Genomic DNA, 24,457 nt, shown 5'->3' on the forward strand with positions numbered 1-24,457 from the left:
CATAGCGGGTCTTGTCGGCACACGACGGCGTTCGGGCGGCCTCGTGATGACACAACTGTGCCATGGCACAAGAGCGACGCCCCGGGCCCTTGAGCGGGGACGGGGACGCCTCGAAGATCAATGGCCGTCCACTCTTCACATGGCTTGAGGAGTTTCCTTGCCCACGGTTCACATCCCCCGGACCAGGTCCGGGGCGATCACGCTCGGCGTGGTCGCCGCCCTGGCACTCGGGGTCATACCGGCCACGGCCGCCGTATCCGCGGACCCCGCCGGTCGCGGGCCCGCCGCCGGCGCCGCACAACGGCCACCCGGCAACGGCGGCACGCACACCGTCACCCTCATCACCGGCGACAAGGTGACGATCGGCACCGCCGCCGACGGCACCACCGTCCGGTCCTTCCAAGGTGCGAACGGCACGACCACCGGATTCCACCGGGCGGTCGTCGACGGGGCCACCTACGTGTACCCCGACGCCGTCCTGCCCTACGTCAGCGCCGGGACGCTCGACAAGCAGCTGTTCAACGTGACCCGGCTGATCGCCGACGGTTACGACGACGCGCACTCCTCCCGGCTGCCGCTCATCGTGAGCTACACCGACGCCGCGGCCACGTCCCGGACCCTGCCGAAGATGGCGGGCTCCAGCGACGTGCACCGGTTGGACAGCATCCAGGGCGCGGCCCTCGCGCAGAACCGCAAGCAGGCTCCGGCGTTCTGGTCGGCCCTGACCGGCGGCGCCGGTGCGGCGGCCCGGTCCGCGAAGCCCGCCTTCGCGGGCGGCGTCGCCAAGGTCTGGCTCGACGGCAAGGTGAAGGCCGATCTGGCCGACTCGACCGCCCAGATCGGCGCGGACAAGGTCTGGGCGGAGGGCAACACCGGCGAGGGCGTCAAGGTCGCGGTGCTCGACACCGGAGTCGACGCCGAACACCCCGACCTCGTCGACCGGATCGACACCAGCGCCAGCTTCATCCCGGACGAGCAGGACACCCTCGACTACCAGGGCCACGGCACCCACGTCGCCTCGACGATCGCCGGCACCGGCAGCGCCTCCGACGGCAAGGAGCGGGGCGTCGCCCCCGGCGTCCGCCTGGACATCGGCAAGGTGCTCAACAGCGAGGGCAGCGGCCAGGAGTCCTGGATCATCGCGGGCATGGAATGGGCCGCCCGGGACCAGAAGGCCAGGATCATCAGCATGAGCCTGGGCGGCGGCGGTGACCACACCGACCCCATGAGCCAGGCGGTCGACCGGCTCAGCCGCGAGACCGGCGCGCTGTTCGTCATCGCGGCGGGCAACAGCGGCCCGCACACCATCGGCAGCCCGGGTGCCGCGGACTCCGCGCTGACCGTCGGCGCCGTGGACTCCGCGGACCACCTCGCCGACTTCTCCAGCACCGGCCCGCGTGACGGCGACGCCGGGCTGAAGCCGGAGATCACCGCGCCCGGCGTCGACATCCTGGCGGCCCGCTCCCACTACAAGCGGGGCTCGGGCTACTACACCACGATGAGCGGCACCTCGATGGCGACCCCGCACGTCGCCGGCGCCGCTGCTCTGCTGGCCGCCGCCCACCCGGACTGGACCGGCCCGCAGTTGAAGGAGGCGCTGGTCAGCAGCGCCAAGGCCACCCCCGCGTACTCCCCGTACGAGGCCGGTGCCGGCCGGCTGGACGCGCCGGCGGCCGTCCACACCTCGGTCTTCGCGACCGTCAGCGCCTTCTCCGGCTTCCACGCCTGGCCGCAGAAGCCGGGTGAGACCGACGTCCAGAAGGTGACCTACACCAACACCGGCGACGCGCCGGTCGGTCTGGACCTGGCGATCGACTCGAAGGCCCCGGCAGGGCTGTTCACCCTCTCCGAGGACAAGGTCACCGTCCCGGCGCACGGCACGGCCTCGGTCTCCCTGACCGCGGACCTGGACCGGCTGCCGCTCGACCAGTCGATCAGCGGCATGATCACCGGCACGGACGGCACCGGCACGGTCCGGGCCAAGACGCTGATCGGCGCCGCCAAGGAAGGCCGGCGGCAGACCCTGACCATCACCGCCAAGGACCGGTCGGGCAAGCCGCTGGCCGGCCGGGTCATGCTGACCGCCGAGGGCCTCTTCACGACGATCGACCTCGACGCGTCCGGCACCGGCACCGCGCGGCTGCCCGTCGGCACCTACAGCGGCTGGCTCACCGCGGACGTGCGGGGCGCCAACGGCCCGCACTCCCTGGGCATGGCACTGCTCGCCTTCAACGACGTGCAGCTGGACCAGGACCGGTCCGTCACCCTCGACGGCCGCAAGATGCGTCAGATCCTGGCGCGTGCCCCGCAGCAGACCACCGCCGTCGCACCGCGCCTGGACGTCCACCGGTCCTTCGGTGACAGCCTGGTCGAGTCGTCCATGCTGCCCAACGAGACCTACGACAGCATCTGGGCGCTCCCGACCGGCAAGAAGGTCACCGACGGCGAGTTCGAGTTCGGTGCCCGCTTCCGCCTGGAGCAGCCGGCGCTGACCGTGGGCACGGCCTCCAGGACCTACGCCGACCCGCTGGTCAAGCGCGGGGCCGAGCCGCTGCCGGCCGGCACCCGGACGCTCACGGCGGTCTACGCCGGTGAGGGCACGGCCGCAGAACTGGCCCGCACGAACGTCCGCGGCAAGGCCGTGGTGGTGCGGGGCGGTGACCCGTCCGGCATCCAGGCACAGGCGGAAGCCGCGGCGGCGGCGGGCGCGCAGGTGCTCGTCGTCGTCAACGAAGGCATCGGCCGGCTCCAGCCCTGGGACGAGGGCCCCTGGAGCCCGGAGAGCCCGGCGCCGCTGACGGTGGCGACCCTCGACGCCGACCAGGGCGCCGACCTCATCGGAGCGCTCGGGCACGGCCCGGTCAAGCTGAAGGTCACCTCGAACCCCACGACCGACTACGTCTACGACGTGGTGCACCACTGGTCCGGCGCGGTACCGGCGGACCCGACCTGGCGCGTCACGCAGCGCGAGCTGGGCAAGGTGGACGTCTCGTTCCGCAACCACCGCCAGGGCAAGGCGATGGAGTTCCGCCCCGACGTCTGGCGCGGCTGGGTGGTCGGCAACCAGCTCACCGCTCCCGCCCAGGGCGACCGGACCGACTGGGTCACCGCCGACGCCAGTTGGCTGGACGACGCCTTCATTCTGAGCGAGACGGGGCAGCACGCGATGGACGTGCTGCGCTACCCGGCCGGGAAGACCGCCGAGGTCAGCTGGTTCGGGCCGATCCAGCGCCCCCGGATGGGCCCCATCGGCTACCAGCCGGTGCGCTACCTCGACGGGGTCTACATCCCGGCACCCGGCTGGGGCGACTCCGGCTCCGGCCACGTCGGAGAGGCCTACGGCAACTACGACGTCAAGGACTGGATGTCGCTCTACCAGGGCGACCGGCAGCTCAACTGGGGCAACGCCGAGTACCTGCCGATCACCGGACTCGCCCCAGAGCGGCTGCCCTACCGGCTGGTCGTCGACAACGACCGGGCGGCCTGGACCCACCCGTACTCGACGCACACCCTGACGGAGTGGAACTTCACCTCCGCGGCCACCGGGCCCGAGTCGGCGGTGTCCCTGCCGCTGATCCAGCTCGACTACGGCGTGGACACCGACAGGGCCGGCCGGGTGGACCGGCACGCCAAGCTGACGGTGACCGCCTCGCACCTGCCCGGTACGACCGCCGCCATCGGGAAGCCCTCGCTGGAGGTCTCCTACGACGACGGGAAGACCTGGCAGCGGGCCGACCTGGACCGCAGCGGCAGCGGCTGGCGGGCGGGCCTGCGCGCCCCGAAGTCCGCGGGCTTCGCCACGCTCCGGGTCACCGCCCGGGACGACGCGGGCAACACCGTCTCGCAGACGATCACCCGGGCCTTCGGCCTGCGCTGACGCCCGGCAGTACACCCGGCGGGCGGGACCGCGGCCAGCGGCCCCGCCCGCCGGCGTTCCCGGGCGCTCCGCTCCGCTCACGTCGAGCGTCGACCCCGCTCGTCCCCGCTCGTCCCCGGTCAGCCGCCGGCCGGTGCAGCGGGGGCCAGTCGCGCCGCCGGCGGGAGCGGTGCGTGCCGGGGGCAGGCTTCGAACGCCTGGATCACCAGCCCCGCGAAGCGTCGGGAGGCCGTGACCTGGGTGGCGGTCGATGCGGTGTGGATCCCCTTGTTGGCCATCAGGACGAGGACGAGGTCGTCCAGGACGAAGTCGGCCCGCAGGCGCCCCGCGTCCTTGGCCCGCCGGGCCAGTCCGGCGACCGCCTTCACCGTGTACTCACGTCCCCCGGCATCCGGCGTCCCCGGGAAGGCCGACAGGAACGCTTCGGTGAAGCCCCGATCGCGTGCGTGCAGCTCGCAGATCTTCTCGATCACCAGGCACAGGCCACGCCACGGATCGGGGTCCGCGCACCCCTCGTCGACGATGGCCCGGCATGCGTGCAACTGGTCCGCGAAGGCCTCGGCGACCAGCATCTGCTTGGTCGGGAAGCGCCGGTACAAGGTGGCAGGTCCCACCCCGGCGCGCCGCGCGAATCTCCCGCATCGGCACCTCCAGGCCGCCGGCCGAGAACAGCGCCCGGGCCGCGTCGAGGATGCGGTCGCGGTTGTCCATCGCGTCGGACCGCAGCTTCTGGGGCACTTGGTCGGTCACGCGTCTCACTTTACCCAAACGGACGGGGGCGTCCGGTTACCGTCCACGGCGTGGAGCCCGCCGGAAGGCGGTCCGAGAACAGGGAGACGACAGTGAAGGCGATCGTGATCCGGACGTTCGGAGGTCCTGAGGGTCTGGCGGTGGTCGACCTGCCGGTACCCGCGCCTGCTGCAGGGCAGGTGCTGATCGCCACCGAGGCGGTGGGTGTCGGTGGTGTCGACACCGTGATCCGGAGCGGGGCTCTGGCCGCCTACGGATTCACGGAGGGCTTCATCCCGGGCAGCGAGGTGGCGGGCACCGTGACGGCGGTCGGCGACGGCGTCGACGCCTCGTGGATCGGCCGGCGGGTGTGGGGCTCCACCGGCACCGGCGGCGGCTACGTCGAACAGGCCGTCGTACCGGTCGAGCGGATCCTTCCGCTGCCCGGTGGCCTGTCCGTCGTCGACGCGGTGACGCTCGGCAGTGCCGGCGCGGTGGCGCACTTCGGGCTTCGCCACGCCCATCTCGCCCCCGGGGAGACCGTCTTGGTGCGGGGCGCGGCCGGCAGCATCGGGATCATGGCCGTGCAGCTCGCGGCCCGCGGTGGTGCCTCCGCGGTGGCGGTCACGACTTCGTCGGCCGGGCGTGGCGAGCGGCTGCGCCGTCTCGGCGCGACCCACGTGCTGGACCGCTCCGGCGACGGAGGGGAAGAGGCTCCTGCGGGCTATGACGTCATCATCGACGTCGTGGCCGGCGAGGACATGCCGTCGTTCCTCGACAGGCTCACCCCGAACGGCCGCATGGTGGCCGTCGGTGCCGTCGCGGGTCAGCCGCCCGCGGACTTCGGCACCAAGCTCATGGCGGCGTTCCAGAAGTCGTTGTCCTTCGCCACTTTCAGCGCGGCCACCGTCGCCCCGGCGGACCTGCGTGCGGTGCGCGGCGAGCAGTTCGCCGCGGCCGGTCGCGGCGAGATCGCAGCGGTGGTGCACGAGGTGCTGCCATTGGACGAAGCCGTGCCGGCGCACCGGAAGATGGACGCGGGCGAGGTCTTCGGCAGGATCGTGCTGACGCCGTAGTCGAAGGTCCCGACGCCGGGACGGCCATGCGTCCCGGCGAGGGCACGAGGTCAACGTCCCTCGGGCGGCGGGCCGGCGCCGAACGCGGCGACGGCGTCGAAGAAGTGGAGCGCCTGGTCGACGAAGTCCTCGCGGGAGAAGGCGAGGCCGCCGTCCACCCAGTTGAGCAGGATCTGGTTGACCCCGCCGACCACGGCCATGGCCATGGCGGTCACGTCGGTGCCGGGGGCGGCCCAGTCCTCGCGGAGCAAGGACTTCACCAGCGAGGCGAGCCGGCGCAGGCCGCGGCGTCGTTCGGCCGCGGCGAGCGGTCCGCCCGCGAGTGACTCGACCAGTTTGATGCGTCCCTTGCGCGGGTCGTCGACCACGCCGCCGGCCAGCACGTCGAGCATGCCGCGTGCCCGGTCGTGGCGCGTTCCGCCCGTGGCGAGGGCCGCCCGGCACCTCGCGGCCTCGTCCTGCTGGATCTCCTCGAGGATCGCGGCGAACAGTTCGTCGAGGGAGGCGAAGCTCTCCGTGAAGTAGCGGTCGGGCAGCCGGCAGTGGCGGAGCACCGCGCGCATCGAGGTCCCGCCGTAGCCCTGGGCGGAGAACAGCTCGATCGCCGCGTCCATGATGCGGCGCCGCCGCGCCGCGACGCGCTCCTCGGCGGTCATTCCGCCGTACTTCCTCATACGGTCACCCCGATTCCACATCTGAGGGCAGATGCCATCAGATAGGAGTATTCTCGGCCATCAGTAGCGAAAAGAACGCTTCCCACGCGGCGGAAGCCGCCACCGGCCGCCCGACGGCCGGCTGGACGGACGCACGCCGGCTTCCCGCCGCGCCGAATCATCCGAAGCCGGGTGAAGACGGCCCGGCCGCAGCCGGAAGAAGTACCCATCATGGATGTGAAACGCCTGTTCATCGGGGGGCAGTGGACGACACCAGCCGGTAGCCGGACGATCACCGCCGCGTCCGCCAGCACCGGCGTGTACCTGGGCTCGGTGCCCGAGGCCGTGGACGCGGACGTGGACGACGCCGTGCGGGCGGCCCGTGCCGCCTTCGACGCCCCCGGCGGGTGGCCGCGGTGGGAGCCCGAGCGCCGCGCTTCGGTCATGCTGCGGCTCGCCGACGCGCTCGAGGCCCGGAGCCGCCTGACGGCGAGCACGGTCAGCGCGCAGAACGGCATGCCGATCTCCACGGCCGAGCCCTTCGAGGGGACGGTCCCGGCCGCCCTGCTGCGCTACTACGCGGGCCTCGTCACCGGGGCGCCCCTCGAGGAACGCCGCGCCGGGCTGCCCGGCGGCAGCACCCTGGTCCGCAGAGAACCCGTGGGGGTGGTCGCCGCGATCATGACCTGGAACTTCCCGCAGACCATCGCCTTCTTCAAGATCGCGCCCGCGCTGGCCGCCGGCTGCACCCTGGTGCTCAAGCCGGCGCCGGAGACCGTGCTCGACTCGATGGTCCTGGCGGACGCGATCGAGGAGGCGGGCCTCCCCGACGGGGTCGTCAACATCGTGCCCGGCGGTCCCGGCGTGGGCGCGCACCTGGTCTCCCACCCCGGGGTCGACAAGGTGTCGTTCACGGGGTCGACCGCGGCGGGACGGCAGGTCGCGGTCGCGTGCGCGTCGCTGATGCGCCCGGTGACGCTGGAACTGGGCGGCAAGTCCGCCGCGGTCGTCCTCGACGACGCCGACCTGGGCTCGCTGACCGAGCCGTTCTTCATGGCCGGCCTGCTGAACAACGGCCAGACCTGCTTCGCCAGTACGAGGATCCTGGCCCCCGCCGACCGTTACGGCGAGGTGGTCGAGTTCTGCACGGCGATGGCGGGCGGCGCCGTCGTGGGCGACGCCCTGGACCGCACCACGCAGATCGGACCGCTCGTCAGCGCCCGGCAGCGCGACCGCGTGGAGGGCTACATCGCCAGGGGACTGCGCGAGGGCGCCCGGCTGACGACGGGCGGCGGGCGGCCGGCCGATCTCGACCGGGGATGGTTCGTCCAGCCGACCGTCTTCGCCGACGTCGACAACGCCTCGGTCATCGCCCAGGAGGAGATCTTCGGGCCGGTCCTGTCGATCACGCCGTACGACGGCGAGGACGAGGCCGTCGGGCTCGCCAACGACTCCGCGTACGGCCTCGCGGGCACGGTCTGGACCGCCGATCCCGAGCACGGCACGCGCGTCGCCCGGCGGATCCGCAGCGGCACGGTGGGGATCAACGGTTACGTGCCCGACCTCGCCTCCCCGTACGGGGGCGTGAAGGCCAGCGGCCTCGGCCGGGAGCTGGGCCCGGAGGGGCTCCAGGCGTACCAGGAGTTGCACTCCGTCTACCAGCCGTGATGCCCGCGCCATGGCGCGGTGGACCTTACAGGCCCGGCAATCGTCACCTCCTTGACAGGTGACGATTGCCTGTGCGACCGTCGGCAGCAGCCGCGGTGGTGCCCGACTCCGCCGATCCCCCACCGGAGGGTTCCGTGAAAGTGCTCAGCGTCATGAAAGTGGCCACGGTGGCCGTGGCCGTCGTCACCATCGCCTGCGGGTGTTTCCTCCAGGTCTTCTGAGGACGACACCGCGAGAGAGAGGACCGGCATGCCGAACACGCAGAAGGCCGTCAAGGTCGTGAAGGTGGCCAAGGCCGCGGACACCGGCGCGGTGACGCGCCAGGCCCGCTTCGGCGCCCTGCCCGAACGCGTCCGGCCCGAGGACACCACCGAGGTGGTGCCCATCGTGGAGCGGTACCCGTCGCAGGACCACTACGACCACGAGAAGTGGCTCACCTGCAGGTGGGTCTAGCAGACACGCGCCGCGACCCCGGACGGACTCCGGTCCGTCCGGGATCGCGGCGATGAGGCCTACGGGGTGCGCCCCTTCATGACGTGCAGGGACACCGGGACCGGCGGCAGCCAGTACGGTGTGTCGCTGCGCATCACCAGGGACGCCGTCCGGTCTTCCGGCCCGCGGATCCCACGGGCGTCCGCCGTGACGGTGAACGTCGCCCGCTCGCCGGGCCGCAGGGTCAGACGGACCGGGCTCTCCGACAGCCAGCCCACGTCCGTCTCGGTCCCGTCCCAGCCCGGCAGTTCCTCCACGGTGGCCACCGGCACGGGGAAGCGGCTCTGGTCGCTGCCGCCCACCCGGTACATGCCGGGCGCGCCGCCGCCGCGGTACACGGCGGTCGTGGTGCGGGGCAGCGCGGACCAGGTGTCGCTGCCGGGGTCGTAGGCGTAGCCCTCCGGGGTCAGGACCCTGTTGACGCCGACCCGCTTGAAGCCGCCGGACACCAGGAGCCGCCCGTCGGCGGCTGCGTAGGCGGCGGTGGCCAGGCCCACGGGCATGTCCGCGAGGGGCTGCCAGGCGTCGGAGGCAGGGTCGTAGACGTACGCCGCGGCCGTCTCCACGTATTCGTGGGTGCCGCCCGCGCAGTAGAGCTTGCCGCTGATGGCACCGCACGAGGCCCAGCTGACCGACTGCGGGTAGTCCGCGGCCCTGGCCCACCTGCCGGAGGCCGGGTCGAAGACGTACACGGTGCTCGCGCACTCGGTGTTGGTGCAGCCGCCGACGACGTACAGCCGCCCGTCGAGGACGGCGCCCGCCGCGCCGTAGTGGCCCTGGGGAACGCCAGGGCCCAGCGCCCAGGTGTTCCGCGCCGTGTCGTAGACCTGCAGGGTGCTGCTGACCGTCTCCTGCGGGCCCCAGCCGCCGACCGCGTAGAGGCGGCCGTCGATGATCCCGTGGGCGGTGGCCTGCCGGGGCTCGGGCGCGGTGGCGCCGCGGGTCCAGGTGCCCGCCGACGGGTCGAAGACGTACAGGTCGGCGGTGGGCGTGGAGCCGTCGGAGCCGAGGGCGGAGTAGAGCCTGCCGCCGTAGGTCTCCACCGCGTTGTCCATCACCGGGGCGGGGAGGTCCGGCAGGGTGCGCCAGCCCGTGGCCGGGGGCCCGGAGTCCGGGCCGGAGCCGGTGCGTTCGCCGATGCGGAGCGTGGCGGTGGCGGTTCCGGTGTTGCGCACGGTCACCTTCCGGGCCGCCTTGCCACCGGGTGCGGTGGTGGTGTCGATCCGGGTGGTGCCGACCGACAGCCGCCCCGCCGTGAGGGAGAAGGAGGCCTTGACGGCCCGGTCCGGCCGGACGGTCACGGTACGGGACGCCGTCCGGTACGCGGGCTTGGCGACGGTGACGGCGCGGCTGCCGCCACCGGGGACGAACAGCCGGTAGAGGCCGTCACCGGTGCGCGGGTCGCCGGTGGTGGCGGTGGTCGGCGCCGAAGGGCCGTGGGCCCCGCCGTGCACCACCGCGCCGACGAGTCCCCGTCCGGTGTTGGCGTCGGTGACCGTGCCGGTGACCACTCCCCCGCGGACGGGGGTGAGGACCCGCCGGCTGACCGCCACGTCGTCGACGGCCCACAGCATGCCGGGCCCGGTGAAGTGGAAGCGCAGCCGCACCGCGCGCTCGCCGGCGTAGGCGGTCAGCGGGACGTCGACGCGGCCGCTGCTCCACAGCTGGTCCTGGTGCCACACCGTCGTCCAGGTCCTGCCGCCGTCGTCGCTGACGTCGACGTCGCCGCTCTGTTCCGCGGAACCCTGGTAGTCGGTGGCGAAGGCCAGCGCGGGATCGCCCGTACCGCTGAAGTCGTAGGCGGGGCTGATCAGCTGGGTGTCCAGTGCGGTGTCCCAGCCGGCGTGGTCGTTGTCCGCGACGGCGAAGGCTCCGGAGCCGCCCGTGGTGTTGCCGCGGCCGCCCGGATCGTCGAACGCCCAGCCGTGGGCGGTGCCGGGGGCGTCGACCACGCTCCAGCCCCCGGGTGCCCCGGCCGTGGAGTCGAAAGGCTGCGTGTCGAGGGTGCGCACCGTCAGACGGTAGGCGGGGTTGCCGGTCGCCCAGGTGTCCGCGGGCAGCGCCAGGCGCAGGCCGCGGTCGGCGGAGCCCACCATCACCTGCCGTACCAGGGACCGGTAGTGGGAGTCGTCGCTGACGACCCGGAGGGTGTAGGTGTGGTTCCCCGGGAGGTCGAGGCGGTACGCGCCGGTGGAGGCGTCGGACCAGACCGGGGCGCCCGGGACGCCGTCCACGGTGATCTTCGCGTGGAGCGGCCAGCCGTGCCCGGACCCGTCGATGACGGTGCCTGAGACCCGAGAGGTAGGCAGTTTACGCAAGCCGACGTCCCGGGGCAGCGCGGCGCCGTCGGTGACGTCGACGGCCGCGGCCTGCCCGGGCGCGTAGCCGTACGCCTCGACCCGGACGTCGTGCCGGCCCGCGGGCAGCGGCAGGCGGTAGCGGCCGCGGGCGTCGGTGGTGGCGCGGAAGATGCCCGCGCTCACCACCGCCGCTGGCACGGGCGCGCCGCTGCGCCGGTCGGTGACGGTGCCGGTCACGGTGCCGTGCGGCCCCATCCGGAAGGCCCCCGTGCCGCCGGGGGTGCCCAGGCCGGTGGGCCCGTCGTAGCCGGGGCCCGCGGTGCACAGGTACGCCGGGGAACACCGGCCGTTGGCGCCGGAGGTGACGTCGTGCAGTCCGGCGCCGCCGGAGGCGTACGGGTAGGTGTTGGGGTAGGTTCCGGCGACCGGGGCGTCGGCGGTGGCGTAGACGCCGGCGATGATGGGCGCGGAGGCGCTGGTGCCGCCCGCCACGCCCCAGCCGCCGCCGCTGTAGCTGTCGTAGACGGCGACACCGGTGGCCGGGTCGGCCACGGCCGAGACGTCGGCGACCGTGCGCCCCGGGCAGCCGGTGTCCTTCTGGAAGGCGGGCTTGGCCTCGTAGCGGGAGCAACCGGAGCCGGTTCCGGCCCCGTCGTGGCTCCACACCGACTCCGCCCAGCCGCGGGCGGTGCCGGCGTCCCGGGTGAGGGTGGTGCCGCCGACCGCGGTCACGTGGGGGGACGCGGCCGGGTAGGCGACGCCGTAGCGGGAGTCCCCGGACGATGCGACGACGGCGACACCGGGGTGGTCGTAGTGGACGTCGGCCGCGGACTCAGCCGGGTCCTCGGGGAAGAACGCGTAGTTGGAGCCGTAGGAGTTGGAGACGTATCCCGCGCCGAGCGCCACGGCCTGGTCGACGGCGGCACCGAGGTCGTCGATGCCGGCGGAGTCGGCCTCGACGAGCAGGATCCGGGCGTTCGGGGCGACGGCGGAGACCATGTCCAGGTCGAGGGAGATCTCCCCGGCCCAGCCGGGGTCGGGGTCCGGGTAGTCGGTGCCGCCGCGCTGGTCGACCTTGGTGAAGCAACCGTCGGCGGTGGTGCAGGCGGGCAGCCCGTACTGCGCCCGGTAGAGGGCGAGGTCGGCCTCGGCGTTCGGGTTGTCGAAGGCGTCGACGACGGCGATGGTCCGGCCCGCCCCGCCGTCGGCGGGCAGGCCGTAGGCGCTGCGCAGGTCGGCGGGCCCGAAGCCCTCCGGGTCCTGCCCGGCCGCCCGCGCGCCCTTGCGCGCGGGAACGTCGGTGCGGCGCAGTCCGAAGCAGGTGAACTCGTGCGGCTTGGGCTTACCGCAGAGCGGCTCGACGTGGCCCCCCGGCGTCTGCGCGGACGTGGGCGGCGCCGTGGTCCGTCCGCCCTCTGCGGCCAGGGCCTGGGCGGGGACGCCGAGCGCGGCGAGGACGGCGGCGCTCAGCAGCCCGGCGCCGAGGGACAGCCGTCTGCGCCGCTGGGGCGGACGGCTCGGGAACATGGACAAATCGCAACTCCTGTCGGCATCCTCGGGCGGCGGCACACACCGCCCCCGGATGGGTGAGTTGCGCGAAGTCCGGCGGAAGTTCCGGGTCCGGCGGGGGAATTTCCCGCGAACCGCGGTCGCGGGCGTGTCAGGCCGTGTCCACCAGCCACTGCCGGACCTGTCTGCGCGCCTTGTGCAGCCGCGACTTGACCGTCCCGAGCGGGATGCCGAGGCGCGCCTCGATCTCGCGGTACTCCATCTGGCAGATGTCGCGGTACACCAGCGGCGCGACCAGTTCGGGGCCGGTGGCCTCCAGCCGCTCGAGGGCCTCCAGCAGGTCGAGCCGGGTCCCGGCGACCACGCTGGTCCTGCGCGGGTCGGGCGTGTCGGCCTCGGCCGCGGAGAGGGGCTGCTCGGCGCGTCGCCGTTTGAGTTCGCGGTACTTCTGGCGCGAGCAGTTGGCGACGACCGTGTACAGCCACGTGTGGAAGAGGCTCCGTCCCTCGAAGGAGCCGATGCTGCGGGCGACTTGGAACAGCACGTCCTGGGCGGCCTCCTCGGCGTCCTCGCGGTGGGGCAGGAAGCGCCCGCAGCGGCGCAGGACCTCGGGCCGGATCCGCGCGAGGAGCAGTTCCAGGGCCGCGGCGTCCCCGGCCGCCGCCCGCGCGGCGAGCTCCTCCGTCTCCTGGGCGGGCGTCACAGGGGTCCTCCTCGGTCCTTCTCGGGGTCGGTGCATGATAGGCACATGCCCCCACCTCAGCAGATCGGCCGCTACCGGCTGGTGCGACCCGTCGGTTCGGGGGCGTTCGCGATGGTGTGGCTGGCCCATGACGACTCGCTCGACGCGCCCGTCGCCGTCAAGGTGATGGCCGAGAACTGGGCGTACCGACTGGACCTGCGCGAGCGCTTCCTCTCCGAGGCCCGCCTGCTGCGCAAGGCCGCGTCCAGCCGGCTCGTGCAGGTCTTCGACATCGGGGAACTGCCCGACGAGCGGCCGTACTTCGTGATGGAGTACGCCGACGGGGGCACCCTGGACGACCTCCTCGGCCAGGGACGGCCGGTCCTGGCCGAGGCGCTGCGGCTGACGGCGGAGGCCGCCCGCGGTGTCGCGGCGCTGCACGAGGCGGGTGTCGTGCACCGCGACATCAAGCCGTCCAACGTACTGATCACCGGGGCGCGGGAGGGTCAGGAGCGGGTGCTCGTGGCCGACCTCGGCCTGGCGAAGGCGCTTGCCCAGGCCTCCGGTCTGACGATGGCCGCCGGTTCGGCCGGCTACATGGCGCCCGAACAGGCCCGCCCGGACGGGGGCATCGACGTGCGCGCCGATGTGTACGGCCTGGGGGCCCTGCTGTACCACCTGGTCACCGGCTCGGTGCCCGGCCCCGCGGGCAAGGTCGTACGGCCCGGCCGCTTGCGCCCGGACCTCCCGGCGGCCGTGGAGCGGGCGCTGCTGCGCGCCCTGGAGCCGGACCGGCGCAAGCGCTGGCCCAGCGCGTCGCGCTTCGCCGACGAACTGGACGCGCTGGCCGCCCGGTCCGCGGGCCACGAGGAAGGACGGCCGCGCCGGCGGCGTGGGCGGACCCTGGTGATCGCCCTGTGCGCCGCGGCGCTCGCGGCCGCCGGCGCGGGTCTCGCCGCCTCGCGTTCCGGGGCCCCGCAGAAAGTGCCGCCGGTGTCGGTCAGCGACGCCACCGGCCGGATCCGGGTGCAGGTCCCCGCGGGCTGGGGCCGCGAACTCGTCCGCGGCGGCTGGAGCCCCGGGGTGCTGGGCCTTCCCGACGCCCATGAACCGGCCCTCCTGGTCGCCGGCGACGTGAGGAGCTGGCAGGACCTGGGCTCCGGCGTCGACGGCGTGTTCGTCGGGCTGAGCGAGCGGGGCGACCTCACCGCCCGGGTGGACGCCGTCCGGCACGGCGGCTGCCGCTACCGGGGTAGCCGCGGCTACGGGACCGAAGGGTCGCCGGGATGGAGCGGGCGGGTCCGCCACTGGACCGGCTGCGGCGCGGAGGGCGGCTCGATCGACGAGATCAGCCTCACCCGGGCGGGTGCCGCGCAGCCCCAGGTGTACGTGCAGATCCGGCAGGACGGCGGCCCCGGCCTGACCGACGATGTCCTCGGCGGCCTGCAGATCACCGGTTGAGCGGTGCCACGGATCGCCGAGAACTTCCGACGCCCGCGGTGCATCTCACCAGGAGTACAGGATGCGGACCCGGCACAGGGCACCCGGCGGCGCCCTGCCGAGGAGGAAAGAGACATGCGCGTGGCCCAGCACGAGGCAAGGCCCATCGAGCGGCTCGACCGGAGCGCGACGCCGTCCGGCCGGCTCACCGGCCGCGGCGGAGTCGTCCCGCTGCTCGCGGGCGGGCTCGTCCTGGCCGCGGCCCTGACCGGCTGTGGGGCCGGCGGGAACGGCACCGCGAGCGCCCCGCACACCCTCCCCGGCTCGGCCGGTCCGGCGAGCGGGGATCCGGCGAGCAGTGAGCCGCCGACCTCCACCACGCCCTCCGAGGACACCGCCGGCTCCGCCCCCGCGGCGCACCCGCCGTCCCCCACCGCCTCCACGCCGCCGCAGGCCGGCGGGCGCTGCCGCACCTCGGACCTCAGCGCGTCGATCGGCCGCAACGACCCCGGCGCGGGCCAGGAGAACTTCCCGGTCGTCCTCACCAACCGCTCCGCTCGCACTTGCACGGTCCACGGCTTCCCGGGCGTCGCCTTCGTCAACGCCGCCGGGGAACAGGTGACCGTGGACCCGGAGCGCGCCACGGGTCAGCCGGCACGGCGGGTCTCGCTCGCGCCGGGAGCCAGTGCCTGGTCGGCGATGTCCTTCTCCAACCCGGCCGTCACGGGCGTGACCACGGTGACCCCGGCGGCGGTGCTGGTCACCCCGCCGGACGAGACGACGTCCCTGAAGGTGCCGTGGACCGGCGGCAAGGTCTCCAACACCGGCAAGGCGTCCGTGCCCCGCCTGGGGCCCTTCCAGCCGGGCAGCGGACCCGCGTGACGGGTGCGGCGCGGCTCATCGCCGCCGGGCGGCCCCGAGGAGCCGGCCCAGGGGGCCTTCGTGGAGGCCCTCGCTGGTGAGGGCGTGGTAGAGAATCACCACGGCGATGCACACCAGCCCCACGACGGGGGCGATGAACCAGCCTCCGATGCCGCAGACCACGTACAGGACGAGACCGGTCAGCGGGCGGGTCCGCTGCGAGCGGAGGTAGCCGGGCGACACACCGGGCTCGAGCAGTTCCGGGTGGTCGCACAGATAACCGAACACCCCCCACCACGGCGCCGACATGACGGCCGCGACCAGCGCGTACAGGACGACCGCGACGCGCTGGTCGTGAGGGGTCCCCGCATCGCCGAACGCGTCACCGAGGACCGCGGTGGGGAACGGCACGATGACGGCGCTGAACAGGATGGCGAGGTTGATCCACAGCAGGCCGACGTCCATCCGGCGGATCAGGCGGAAGAGCCCGTGGTGGTTGAGCCAGATGACGCCGACGTAGACGAACGAGACGAGGAACGCCACGTACGCCGGCCACTTGCCGGCGAGCCCCGGCACGAGTTCGCCGGGCCCGTGGTCCGGATCGTAGAGGTCGAGGACGAGCAGCGTGATCACGATGGCGAAGACGGCGTCGCTGAAGCCCTCGACCCGGCTGGTGTCCGCCAGGCGCATGCCGTCGTCGGCGGCCGGGCCTGACGGAACATCACGATCCGGTCGGTTTGCCATGGTGTGATCCTAGGCGCCGGGGTACGGGGGCGACGGAGGCCGAAGAGCATGTCGGTCGCGGGGGCGCCGGCGCGGGATTCTCGCTTTCTTCGCTGGCCATTCGAGCTGCGCATGCCCCATCGGTGGCGATGTGCCGCAGCGTTGATCAAAGATGGACTGATGGATTACAGCTTCGAGGTCGTCATCCTTCCGGTGAGCGACGTCGACCGGTCATTGGTCTTCTACACGGAGCGCGCCGGCTTCACCCTCGACGTCGACTACGCGCCCGGCGACGACTTCCGCGTCGTGCAGCTGACGCCGCCGGGATCGGCGTGCTCGGTGCAGATCGGGATCGGTCTCACCGATGCCGTCCCGGGTTCGCTGCGCAACCTCCACCTGGTCGTCGCTGACGTCGAGCGGGCCCGCCGGGATCTCGCCGGGCGCGGCGTGGCGGTCGGCGAGGTCCGGCACAAGTGGCCCCTCGACGGGTGGAGGGGCGGTTTCCGGCCCGGGCCTGACCCCGAGCGCCGTGACTACGCCAGTTTCGTCGACTTCGCCGACCCGGACGGCAACACCTGGGTGGTGCAGGAGCGCGGTTTCCACCGGGCGGAGTGAAGCCGGCGCGCACCGCCGCAGAGAGAGCCGGGCGATTTTCGGCTTATGGACGTTTCGAACAGTTCGGATAGATTTTAGACATGGCGACACTGCGGGCGCTGGAGTGCCTGGTGGCCCTGGTCGACGAGGGTTCGGTCACACGGGCCGCGGCCTCCCTGCACATGTCCCAGCCGGCGCTCTCCCACCAGATCGCGGCGCTGGAACGGGAACTGGGCACCTCCGTGGTCGAGCGGCTGGCCCGCGGTGTGCGGGTGACGGCGGCCGGCCGTGCCGCGGCCGAGGAGGCCCGGATCGCACTGGCGGCCGCGACCCGGGCCGTCCGGATCGGACGGCAGGTCGGCGCGGGCAGCGGCGGGCGGCTGCGGATCGCCTGCGCGGAGACCATGACCGCGTGGCTCCTCGTACCGGTACTGCGCCGCTGGCGCTCGCGCCGGCCCGAGGTCCGACTGGAACTGGCGGAGTTCAGCAGCGCCGACCGCATGGTGGAGCACCTGATGAACGGCGCCACCGACCTGGTGGTGGGACCGGAACCCACCGCGACCACGGCCCACGCGGAGGTGCTGGGGCGGGAGGAGATGGTGGTGGTCACCTTCCCCGGCCATCCCTTCGCCTCGCGGGCGTCGGTCGCGGTCAAGGAGCTCGCCGACGAGCCCTTCGTCCACTACGACCCGGACAACGGGATGGCGGTCTGGGTGGACCGGTTCGTCACCTCGCACCAGGTGACCCTGAGTCCCGTGCTGCGCACGCGCAGTCCGCGCACCGCCGCTCAGCTCGCGGGAGCGGGCATGGGGGTGAGCCTGGTCCCGGTGTCGGCCCTGGCCGGCCGTCCCGCGGCGGTGGTCCGGCGGCTGGAGCCCCGCGTCCACCGCGACATCGTGGCCCTGACGATGACGCCCTCGGACGCCCTGGTCCGGCGGTTCATCGCCGACCTGCGCAGCCGGGGGCTCCCGAACGTGGACACGGCCGCGGCGCTCCCGACCGCCTAGCCGCGCCCGGCCCCGCCGTCGTCGGTGCCCGCCCCCACAACAGCAACCGATCACAGCGCCCAGGAGGTCAGAGATGACCCGCACCGTCCACTACCGCACCACCGAGGTCAACGGCCTGGAGGTCTTCCACCGGGAGGCCGGTGACCCCGGGGCACCCGTCCTGGTGCTGCTCCACGGGTTCCCGACGAGCTCGCACATGTTCCGGAACCTGATCCCCGCCCTCGCCGACCGCCACCGCGTGATCGCCCCCGACCACATCGGCTTCGGCCAGTCGGCCATGCCGGCGGTGACGGACTTCCCGTATACCTTCGACGCCCTCACCGAGGTCACCTCCGGGCTGCTCGAACAGCTCGGCGTGGACCGCTTCGCCGTGTACGTCCAGGACTACGGCGCCCCCATCGGATGGCGGCTGGCGCTGGCGGACCCGCGGCGGATCACCGCGATCGTCAGCCAGAGCGGCAACGCGTACACGGAGGGGTTCGTCATGCCCTTCTGGGACGGGCTGTTCGCCTACGCCAAGGACCCGAACCCCGAGACGGAGGCGCCGGTGCGCGGCGTGCTGACCCTGGAGGCCACCCGCTGGCAGTACCTGAACGGGGTGGCCGACCCCAGCCTGGTCAGTCCCGACAACTGGGTCCACGACCAGGCGCTCCTGGACCGGCCGGGCAACGCCGAGATCCAGCTGAGCCTGTTCCGCGACTACCCGCGCAACGTCGACATGTACCCGGCGGTCCACCAGTACTTCAGGGACTCCCAGGTCCCGCTGCTGGCCGTGTGGGGCGAGCGCGACGAGATCTTCGGGCCCGACGGTGCCCGCGCCTTCCGGCACGACCTGCCGGACGCCGAGGTACACCTGGTGGAGTCCGGGCACTTCGCGCTGGAGAGCCATCTGGAGCCCATCGCGGAGTACATCCGTGGCTTCCTGGGCCGGGTCCCGGTCTGAGCGGCGGGTCGCCGCCCCGGGCCCGGGCCGGGCAGCTCATCCGGCCGGGGTGCGGCCGGAACGGTTGCGTTCGTAGTGGCGTGCGACGCGGGTCCGGTTGCCGCAGATGTTGCTCGCGCACCATTTGCGGCGCCTGTTCCCCGCCAGGAACAGCATCGAGCACTCCGGGTTGGCGCAGCGCCGCAGGAGCCGCAGCCGGTCGGGGTTGCCCAGCAGCGCCACGGCCTCGGCCGCGATCACCGCGAGCGCGGCGTTCCCGCCGTATTCGGTGTGCCGCCTGGCGGTCTCCCGGAGTCCTTCGCCGGTGACGACGAGCCGGGGGCTGACGGGCGCGGAGGAGGCCGCGGCGTTGATGTCCTCCACCGCGGCCGGATCCACGGGCCGGCCTTCCAGATGCGCGTCGAACGCCTCCCGGACGGCCGCGCGGAGCCTGCGGGTCGCCACCGGATCGGGGGCGGGGCCCGGCGGGAGCCGCCTCGCCTGGATCCCCCACCAGGCGGCGGCCGCGGCAGGGGTGCCGATCAGGTCGGCGGCCGGCTCGCGGGCGGTCTTCACCGTGTCCGCGAGGTCCAGGACGACCAGGGGTTCCCCGCCCATGGGGAAACCCGCGGCCTGCAGCTCCTCGAGCCCTACACGAACGCTCACAGATGAAAGATATGCATTAGAAGACCGGGAATCCAGCGGATCCCCGACCGTCGAATTACAACGTGATCGCCTCCAAAAGACGAATCCTTGATCGCTTGTTCCACGCCACTAACGGTTCTAGCGTCGAAGTATCCATTACGAGGGCCGACGAGGAAGGAAGAGCCATGGGACTGTCCTGGCAGCAAGGTCCGCTCTCCGCCACCCGGATCGGGCACTTCCTGGTGCCCGATCCGCTCCCCGAGCGCATGCTCTTCGCCGAGCGCCTGCGACGCCGCATGCGGGTCCGGTTCGCGGACGAGTGGATCGCCGACAGTGAGGACGTGGTGCTGCTCCACGAGCCGGGCCGCTATCCGGTCGCGTACTTCCCGCGCTCCGACGTCCTGCCCGAGGCGCTGGTCGCCGGGGACCACGTCACGCGGCACAAGGACCTGGGGGACACCGCCTGGTTCGCGGTACGCGCCGGCGGGCGGACGGCCGAGCGCGCCGCCTGGGAACTGGTCGGGCTCCCGGAGCACGCGGGCGACCTCAAGGGGCGGATCGCCTTCGCCTGGCGGGCGATGGACGCCTTCTACGAGGAGGACGACCGCATCCTCGGCCACGCCGCGGACGCGTACCACCGCATCGACATCCGCACCACGTCCCGCACGCTGGAGGTCCGCTCAGAAGGCCGTGTGGTGGCCCGGTCCGAGCATCCCGTGGTGCTGTACGAGTCGGGTTTCGCGCCCCGGTGGTACGTGCCGCGCGCGGACGTCGACGAGAGCGCGCTGACGCCCGCAGAGGACCGGACCTTCTGCCCGTACAAGGGGATCGCCGCCTACTACGACATCGGCGGTGTCCGGAAGGCGGCGTGGTCGTACCGCGACGCCTACCCCGAGGTCGGCCGCATCGACGACCTGGTCTCCTTCGAGCCGGACAAGGTCGAGGTCACCCTCGACGGCAAGCGGCTGGAGCCGGAGCCCGGCCAGCAGGTGATCCCCCACGGCGTGGACCGCGGCCTGGACACCGACGAGGTCCGCGGCCGCTAGGCACACCGCCGGCGCACCCTCACACGCGACGAGATCAAGGAGAGAGTCCCATGTCAGCTTCCCTGCAGGACCGGACCGTCCTGGTGGTGGGCCGCGGCAGCGGCATCGCCCGGGCCGTCGCCGACGCCGCGCTCGCCGAGGGCGCGCACGTCGTCGCCGCCGGGCGGACGCCGGGCGACCTCGAGGACGCCTACAAGGGCACGGACGTCACCGTACGGAGGGTCGACCTCACCGACGAGGGCACGATCGCCGCACTCGCCGAGGACCTCGGCAGCGTCGACCACGTGGTCTCCACGGCGTCCGCCCGGGCCCGGGGGAAGGTGAGCGAACTGACCCCCGAGGCGATCATCCTGTCCTTCCACACCAAGGTGGTCGGGCCGATCATGCTGGCCAAGCACTTCGCCCCGCGCATGCCCGAGGACGGGTCCTTCGTCCTGTTCTCGGGCGTCGCGGCCCTCGAACCCGACCCGGGCTTCCTCGGGGTCGCCGCCACCAACGGCTCGGTCAACACCGTCACCCGGTCGCTGGCCGTGGAACTCGCCCCGATCCGCGTCAACGCCGTGTCCCCCGGCACCATCGACACCGGCGCGTGGGACGGACTCGGCGACGAGGGGAAGTCCGGGCTCTTCGCCCGCCTGTCCGGCAGCAACCCCGCCCGGCGGATCGGCACGCCGCAGGACGTCGCCCAGGCCGTGGTGTTCGCGATGACCAACACCTTCATGACCGGGGTCTCCCTCGCGGTCGACGGCGGCCAGCCGCTGGTGCGACGATGACCGACCGGCGCCACTCCCCCTTCCTCCTCGACCCCGGCGGCCGGGCCCTGCACACCGAGAGTGCCGCGCTGCGTGCCCGCGGCGCGGTGACGAAGGTGCTGCTGCCCGGCGGCGTCGAGGCGTGGTCGGTGAACAGCCACGCCGCGCTGGAGCACCTGCTCACCGACCCGCGGGTGTCCAAGGACTCCCAACGGCACTGGCCGCGCTTCGCGTCGGGCGGGATCACCCCGCAGTGGCCGCTGTACGCGTGGGTGGCGGTGCGCAACATGTTCACCGCCTACGGCGACGACCACCGGCGGCTGCGGAGGCTGGTGGCACCGGCGTTCACCCCGCGCCGGACCGCGGCGATGCGCCCGCGGATCCAGCGGATCGTCGACGCCACGCTGGACGGGCTGCCCGCCGCGGCACGCGACGGGGTGGCCGACCTGCGCAGGCACTTCGCGTACCCGATCCCCGTACGGGTCGTCACCGAACTGATGGGCGTGCCCGAGGGCGGGATGGCCACCGGACTGCGGGTGTGCATCGACAACCTCTTCACCACCTCCCTCGGGGCGGCGGAGGCTGCCGCCAACCACCGGAACACGTACGCGCTGCTGGACGAACTCGTCGCCCTGCGCCGCAGGCGGCCCGGCGACGACCTGACCAGCGCCCTGGTCGCCGCGGAGGAGGACGACGAACACCTCACCCGGGCCGAGGTGACCGACACGCTGCTGCTGATCATCGCCGCCGGGCACGAGACGACGGTGAACCTCCTCGACAACGCCTGCTTCGCCCTCCTGACCTCCCCGGCCCAGCTCGACGCCGTCCGTGCCGGGCGGGCCACCTGGGACGACGTGATCGAGGAGAGCCTGCGCCGGGACGCACCCGTCGCGCACCTGCCCCTGCGCTACGCGGTGGAGGACATCCACGTGGCGGGGACCACCATCGCCAAGGGGGACGCGATCCTCGCCTCGTACGCCGCCGCCGGCCGTGACCCCGGCCGGCACGGACCGACCGCCGACGACTTCGACGTCACCCGGGCCGACAAGGACCACCTCGCCTTCGGGCACGGCGTCCACCACTGCCTCGGCGCCCCACTGGCCCGGCTGGAGGCCGCCGTCGCCCTGCCCGCGCTCTTCGCGCGCCACCCCGCGATGACGCTCGCCGAGGAACCCGGCGCGCTGGAGCCGGTGACGTCCTTCATCTCCAACGGGCACGCCCGGCTGCCCGTGGCCCTCACCTGAGCCGCCCGGTGCCGCGCGGCGCGAGGACGTCCAGCTGGCGGTCGTGGAGCCTGCTGAGCAGCAGCAGCGACAGCACGGCACCGACCAGGGCGCAGAACATGTCCCACTGGGTGTCCCAGACGTCCCCCTGCGTGGCGAGGAACGCGTCCGCGGCGTCCCCGCCGATCAACGCGGCCCACCACTCCAGCAGTTCGAAGAACGCGCTGAACGCCATGCAGGCGCAGACGGTGAGCGGCGCGAGCCACCGGCTGCGGCGCAGCGGGGAGGTGCGGGCGAGGATCTCGCGGACGAGCACGGCAGGGACGAAGCCCTGCATGAGGTGGCCGATCCGGTCGTACGGGTTGCGCGACAGGTCCAGGGCGTCGCGCAGCCACTCGCCGAACGGGACCTGGGCGTAGGTGTAGTGACCGCCCACCGACAGGACCAGGGCGTGCAGGGCCAGCAGCACGCACAGCAGCCCGGTCAGCGGGAACCGGCGCCGCAGGGCGACCGCGAGCGGCAGCCCGATCATGATCCAGAAGGTCTCCAGCACCCATGTGCCGCGCTCGCGGGGATGGATTCCGGACACCACGAGGACGGCGAGCGCGAAACCGCCGGCCAGCACGGGCAGCCCGACGCGCCGGACGGGGACGGTGAGGTCTGTCATGTCCACCAGGGTCGCGGGGTGCGGTGCAGGGGCGCATGAGTACGGCTACTCAATCGTGAGACGCGGCTCACACCTGACCGTGTCACTGGCGTCCGGGCTGTCTCGTCCCAAGGGGTGAAGCCGTGGACGACACGGACGGCGGACACCGGAGGAGCACACCATGGACGCGCGACTGGACTACCTTGCCGACCCGACCGCGGGCAAGGCCCTCAAGCACTTCATGGCCGTGGGCAGGTCGTTCAAGGAGTCGTCGTTGCCGGCCGCGACGCAGGAGCTGGTGGCGCTGCGGGTGAGCCAGATCAACGGCTGCGGCGCCTGCATCGACATGCACACCAAGGAGGCCGGCGCCGCGGGCGAGACCCCGGTGCGGCTCCACCTGGTCGCGGCGTGGCGGGAGGCCACGGTCTTCACCGAGGCCGAACGCGCCGCGCTGGAACTGGCGGAGGAGGGCACGCGGGTCGCGGACGGCGGTGGCGGGGTCGGCGACGAGGCGTGGGCGCGCGCCGCCCGGCACTACGACAAGGAGCAGCTCACCGCCCTGGTGATCCTGGTCTCCTTCATGAACGCGGTGAACCGGCTGAACGTCATCGCCCGGCAGCCGGCCGGCGACTACGAGCCCGGGCGGTTCCACTGAACAGGACCGGGGGAAGGGGATCCGGCGTGGGCAAGGTGGAGGAGTTCGAGGAGCTGCGGCCGCTGCTGTTCTCGATCGCCTACCGGATCCTGGGCAGCGTGGCCGAGGCCGAGGACGCGGTGCAGGAGGCGTGGCTGCGCTTCGACGGCTCGCCGGCCCGGCCCGTGTCGGCCAAGGCGTTCCTGTCGGCCACGGTGACCCGGATCTCGATCGACGTGCTGCGCTCCGCGCGGGTGCGGCGGGAGGCGTACGTCGGGCCGTGGTTCCCCGAGCCGCTGCTGAGCGATCCGTACCAGGATCCGGCGCGGTCGGCGGAGCTCGCCGACTCGGTCTCGATGGCCGCGCTCCTGCTGCTGGAGCGGCTCAGCCCGCTGGAGCGGTCGGTGTTCGTGCTGCGGGAAGTGTTCGGCTTCGGCTTCGAGGAGGTCGCCCAGGCGGTGGGGCGTTCGGAGGCGGCGTGCCGTCAGCTGGCGGTGCGGGCGCGGCGGCACATGGAGGCGGGACGGCCGCGGTTCGCGGCGGACCGCCAGGCGCGGCAGGAACTGGCGCGGCGGTTCTTCGACGCGTTGAAGGACGGCGACGTCGACGCGCTGCGGGACCTGCTCGCCGCCGACGTGCAGCTCGTCGGGGACGGCGGCGGCAGGGCCCCGCAGCTGGCGCGGGCCGTCGTCGGCGCGGAGAACGTGGCCCGGGTGCTGGGCACGGTCTTCCCCTGGCTGGTCCGGATCGACGTGACGTTCGAGCCGCGCGAGGTCAACGGCCAGCCCGGAGCGGTCTTCCGCGACCGGGACGGCAAGGTCCTGCACACCATGGCCCTCGACGTGCTCGACGGACGGATCCAGGCCATCCGTTCGGTGCTCAACCCCGACAAGCTCGGCCACCTCGGCCCGGTCGCCGACGCCTGGGCGGTGCACCGGGAGGTGAAGCGGGCGCGCAGGCAGGGGAACTGACGGCACT

20 protein-coding genes and 1 pseudogene are annotated in these 24,457 nt (G+C 73.2%); 14 read left to right on the forward strand and 7 right to left on the reverse strand.

Annotation, left to right across the window (positions count from 1 at the left end; genetic code table 11):
* Nucleotides 1-157 precede the first annotated feature (157 nt).
* Nucleotides 158-3,877, forward strand: a complete 3,720-nt coding sequence (locus AC1VWI_RS01690) for a S8 family serine peptidase (protein ID WP_499509077.1) — start codon at nucleotides 158-160, stop codon at nucleotides 3,875-3,877.
* 119 nt (nucleotides 3,878-3,996) lie between these two features.
* Here the strand turns inward: AC1VWI_RS01690 and AC1VWI_RS01695 are convergent.
* Nucleotides 3,997-4,627, reverse strand: a pseudogene (locus tag AC1VWI_RS01695) (TetR/AcrR family transcriptional regulator).
* 92 nt (nucleotides 4,628-4,719) lie between these two features.
* On the opposite strand from AC1VWI_RS01695, the gene AC1VWI_RS01700 reads away from it, so the two are divergent.
* Nucleotides 4,720-5,682, forward strand: coding sequence for a zinc-dependent alcohol dehydrogenase family protein (locus AC1VWI_RS01700; RefSeq protein ID WP_499509078.1), 963 nt, complete (start codon nucleotides 4,720-4,722; stop codon nucleotides 5,680-5,682).
* A 50-nt stretch (nucleotides 5,683-5,732) separates the two neighbouring features.
* On the opposite strand, the gene AC1VWI_RS01705 is transcribed toward AC1VWI_RS01700, so the two are convergent.
* A complete protein-coding gene (locus tag AC1VWI_RS01705; protein ID WP_499509079.1) occupies nucleotides 5,733-6,356 on the reverse strand; it encodes a TetR/AcrR family transcriptional regulator in 624 nt (207 codons plus the stop codon).
* Nucleotides 6,357-6,566: 210 nt separating this feature from the next.
* Here AC1VWI_RS01705 and AC1VWI_RS01710 point away from each other — a divergent pair, with 210 nt between their 5' ends.
* A complete protein-coding gene (locus tag AC1VWI_RS01710) occupies nucleotides 6,567-8,003 on the forward strand; it encodes an aldehyde dehydrogenase (RefSeq protein ID WP_499509080.1) in 1,437 nt (478 codons plus the stop codon).
* Between the two features lie 249 nt (nucleotides 8,004-8,252).
* Nucleotides 8,253-8,456, forward strand: a complete 204-nt coding sequence (locus tag AC1VWI_RS01715) for a hypothetical protein (RefSeq protein WP_499509081.1) — start codon at nucleotides 8,253-8,255, stop codon at nucleotides 8,454-8,456.
* Nucleotides 8,457-8,515: 59 nt separating this feature from the next.
* On the opposite strand, the gene AC1VWI_RS01720 is transcribed toward AC1VWI_RS01715, so the two are convergent.
* Both AC1VWI_RS01720 and AC1VWI_RS01725 read right to left on the reverse strand, forming a co-directional pair.
* Nucleotides 8,516-12,322, reverse strand: a complete 3,807-nt coding sequence (locus tag AC1VWI_RS01720; RefSeq protein ID WP_499509082.1) for a Kelch repeat-containing protein — start codon at nucleotides 12,320-12,322, stop codon at nucleotides 8,516-8,518.
* Nucleotides 12,323-12,455: 133 nt separating this feature from the next.
* Entirely contained in the window at nucleotides 12,456-13,043 is a 588-nt protein-coding gene (locus AC1VWI_RS01725; RefSeq protein ID WP_499509083.1) for an RNA polymerase sigma factor, read from the reverse strand.
* A 9-nt stretch (nucleotides 13,044-13,052) separates the two neighbouring features.
* On the opposite strand from AC1VWI_RS01725, the gene AC1VWI_RS01730 reads away from it, so the two are divergent.
* Both AC1VWI_RS01730 and AC1VWI_RS01735 read left to right on the forward strand, forming a co-directional pair.
* Nucleotides 13,053-14,447, forward strand: a complete 1,395-nt coding sequence (locus AC1VWI_RS01730; RefSeq protein ID WP_499509084.1) for a serine/threonine-protein kinase — start codon at nucleotides 13,053-13,055, stop codon at nucleotides 14,445-14,447.
* Between the two features lie 114 nt (nucleotides 14,448-14,561).
* Nucleotides 14,562-15,308 (forward strand): DUF4232 domain-containing protein, encoded by a 747-nt coding sequence (locus AC1VWI_RS01735; RefSeq protein WP_499509085.1) that lies wholly within the window; start codon nucleotides 14,562-14,564, stop codon nucleotides 15,306-15,308.
* A 15-nt stretch (nucleotides 15,309-15,323) separates the two neighbouring features.
* Here the strand turns inward: AC1VWI_RS01735 and AC1VWI_RS01740 are convergent, their stop codons facing one another.
* Nucleotides 15,324-16,031, reverse strand: a complete 708-nt coding sequence (locus tag AC1VWI_RS01740; RefSeq protein WP_499509086.1) for a TMEM175 family protein — start codon at nucleotides 16,029-16,031, stop codon at nucleotides 15,324-15,326.
* A gap of 159 nt (nucleotides 16,032-16,190) precedes the next feature.
* Here AC1VWI_RS01740 and AC1VWI_RS01745 point away from each other — a divergent pair, with 159 nt between their 5' ends.
* The 3 genes from AC1VWI_RS01745 to AC1VWI_RS01755 all read left to right on the forward strand — a co-directional run bounded on the left by AC1VWI_RS01745 (nucleotide 16,191) and on the right by AC1VWI_RS01755 (nucleotide 18,554).
* On the forward strand, nucleotides 16,191-16,625 hold the full coding sequence (locus tag AC1VWI_RS01745) for a VOC family protein (protein ID WP_499509087.1): 435 nt from the start codon (nucleotides 16,191-16,193) through the stop codon (nucleotides 16,623-16,625).
* A gap of 80 nt (nucleotides 16,626-16,705) precedes the next feature.
* Nucleotides 16,706-17,611 carry a LysR family transcriptional regulator gene (locus AC1VWI_RS01750; RefSeq protein WP_499509088.1) on the forward strand — a complete coding sequence of 302 codons (906 nt, stop codon included), beginning with the start codon at nucleotides 16,706-16,708 and terminating at the stop codon, nucleotides 17,609-17,611.
* A 73-nt stretch (nucleotides 17,612-17,684) separates the two neighbouring features.
* The gene (locus AC1VWI_RS01755; protein WP_499509089.1) at nucleotides 17,685-18,554 is read left to right on the forward strand and encodes an alpha/beta fold hydrolase; all 870 of its coding nucleotides are present in this window, start codon (nucleotides 17,685-17,687) and stop codon (nucleotides 18,552-18,554) included.
* Between the two features lie 36 nt (nucleotides 18,555-18,590).
* On the opposite strand, the gene AC1VWI_RS01760 is transcribed toward AC1VWI_RS01755, so the two are convergent.
* Nucleotides 18,591-19,199 carry a CGNR zinc finger domain-containing protein gene (locus tag AC1VWI_RS01760; RefSeq protein ID WP_499509090.1) on the reverse strand — a complete coding sequence of 203 codons (609 nt, stop codon included), beginning with the start codon at nucleotides 19,197-19,199 and terminating at the stop codon, nucleotides 18,591-18,593.
* A gap of 164 nt (nucleotides 19,200-19,363) precedes the next feature.
* On the opposite strand from AC1VWI_RS01760, the gene AC1VWI_RS01765 reads away from it, so the two are divergent.
* The 3 genes from AC1VWI_RS01765 to AC1VWI_RS01775 are packed head-to-tail and all read left to right on the forward strand — an operon-like array spanning nucleotide 19,364 to nucleotide 22,220.
* Nucleotides 19,364-20,224, forward strand: a complete 861-nt coding sequence (locus AC1VWI_RS01765) for a DUF427 domain-containing protein (RefSeq protein ID WP_499509091.1) — start codon at nucleotides 19,364-19,366, stop codon at nucleotides 20,222-20,224.
* Between the two features lie 50 nt (nucleotides 20,225-20,274).
* A complete protein-coding gene (locus tag AC1VWI_RS01770; protein ID WP_499509092.1) occupies nucleotides 20,275-20,997 on the forward strand; it encodes an SDR family oxidoreductase in 723 nt (240 codons plus the stop codon).
* Complete coding sequence (locus AC1VWI_RS01775) at nucleotides 20,994-22,220, forward strand: cytochrome P450 family protein (RefSeq protein WP_499509093.1); 1,227 nt, start codon at nucleotides 20,994-20,996, stop codon at nucleotides 22,218-22,220. Before AC1VWI_RS01770 ends, AC1VWI_RS01775 begins: the two co-directional genes overlap by 4 nt.
* Here the strand turns inward: AC1VWI_RS01775 and AC1VWI_RS01780 are convergent.
* Nucleotides 22,213-22,866, reverse strand: coding sequence for a DUF2238 domain-containing protein (locus AC1VWI_RS01780; protein WP_499509094.1), 654 nt, complete (start codon nucleotides 22,864-22,866; stop codon nucleotides 22,213-22,215). The genes AC1VWI_RS01775 and AC1VWI_RS01780 overlap by 8 nt on opposite strands.
* 160 nt (nucleotides 22,867-23,026) lie before the next feature.
* On the opposite strand from AC1VWI_RS01780, the gene AC1VWI_RS01785 reads away from it, so the two are divergent.
* Nucleotides 23,027-23,500: a carboxymuconolactone decarboxylase family protein gene (locus AC1VWI_RS01785; protein WP_499509095.1), complete on the forward strand. Its 474-nt coding sequence runs from the start codon at nucleotides 23,027-23,029 to the stop codon at nucleotides 23,498-23,500.
* Between the two features lie 26 nt (nucleotides 23,501-23,526).
* Nucleotides 23,527-24,450: an RNA polymerase sigma-70 factor gene (locus tag AC1VWI_RS01790; RefSeq protein ID WP_499509096.1), complete on the forward strand. Its 924-nt coding sequence runs from the start codon at nucleotides 23,527-23,529 to the stop codon at nucleotides 24,448-24,450.
* The last annotated feature ends 7 nt before the right edge of the window (nucleotides 24,451-24,457 follow it).

This window comes from Streptomyces sp. TOM-9, from assembly GCF_056858595.1.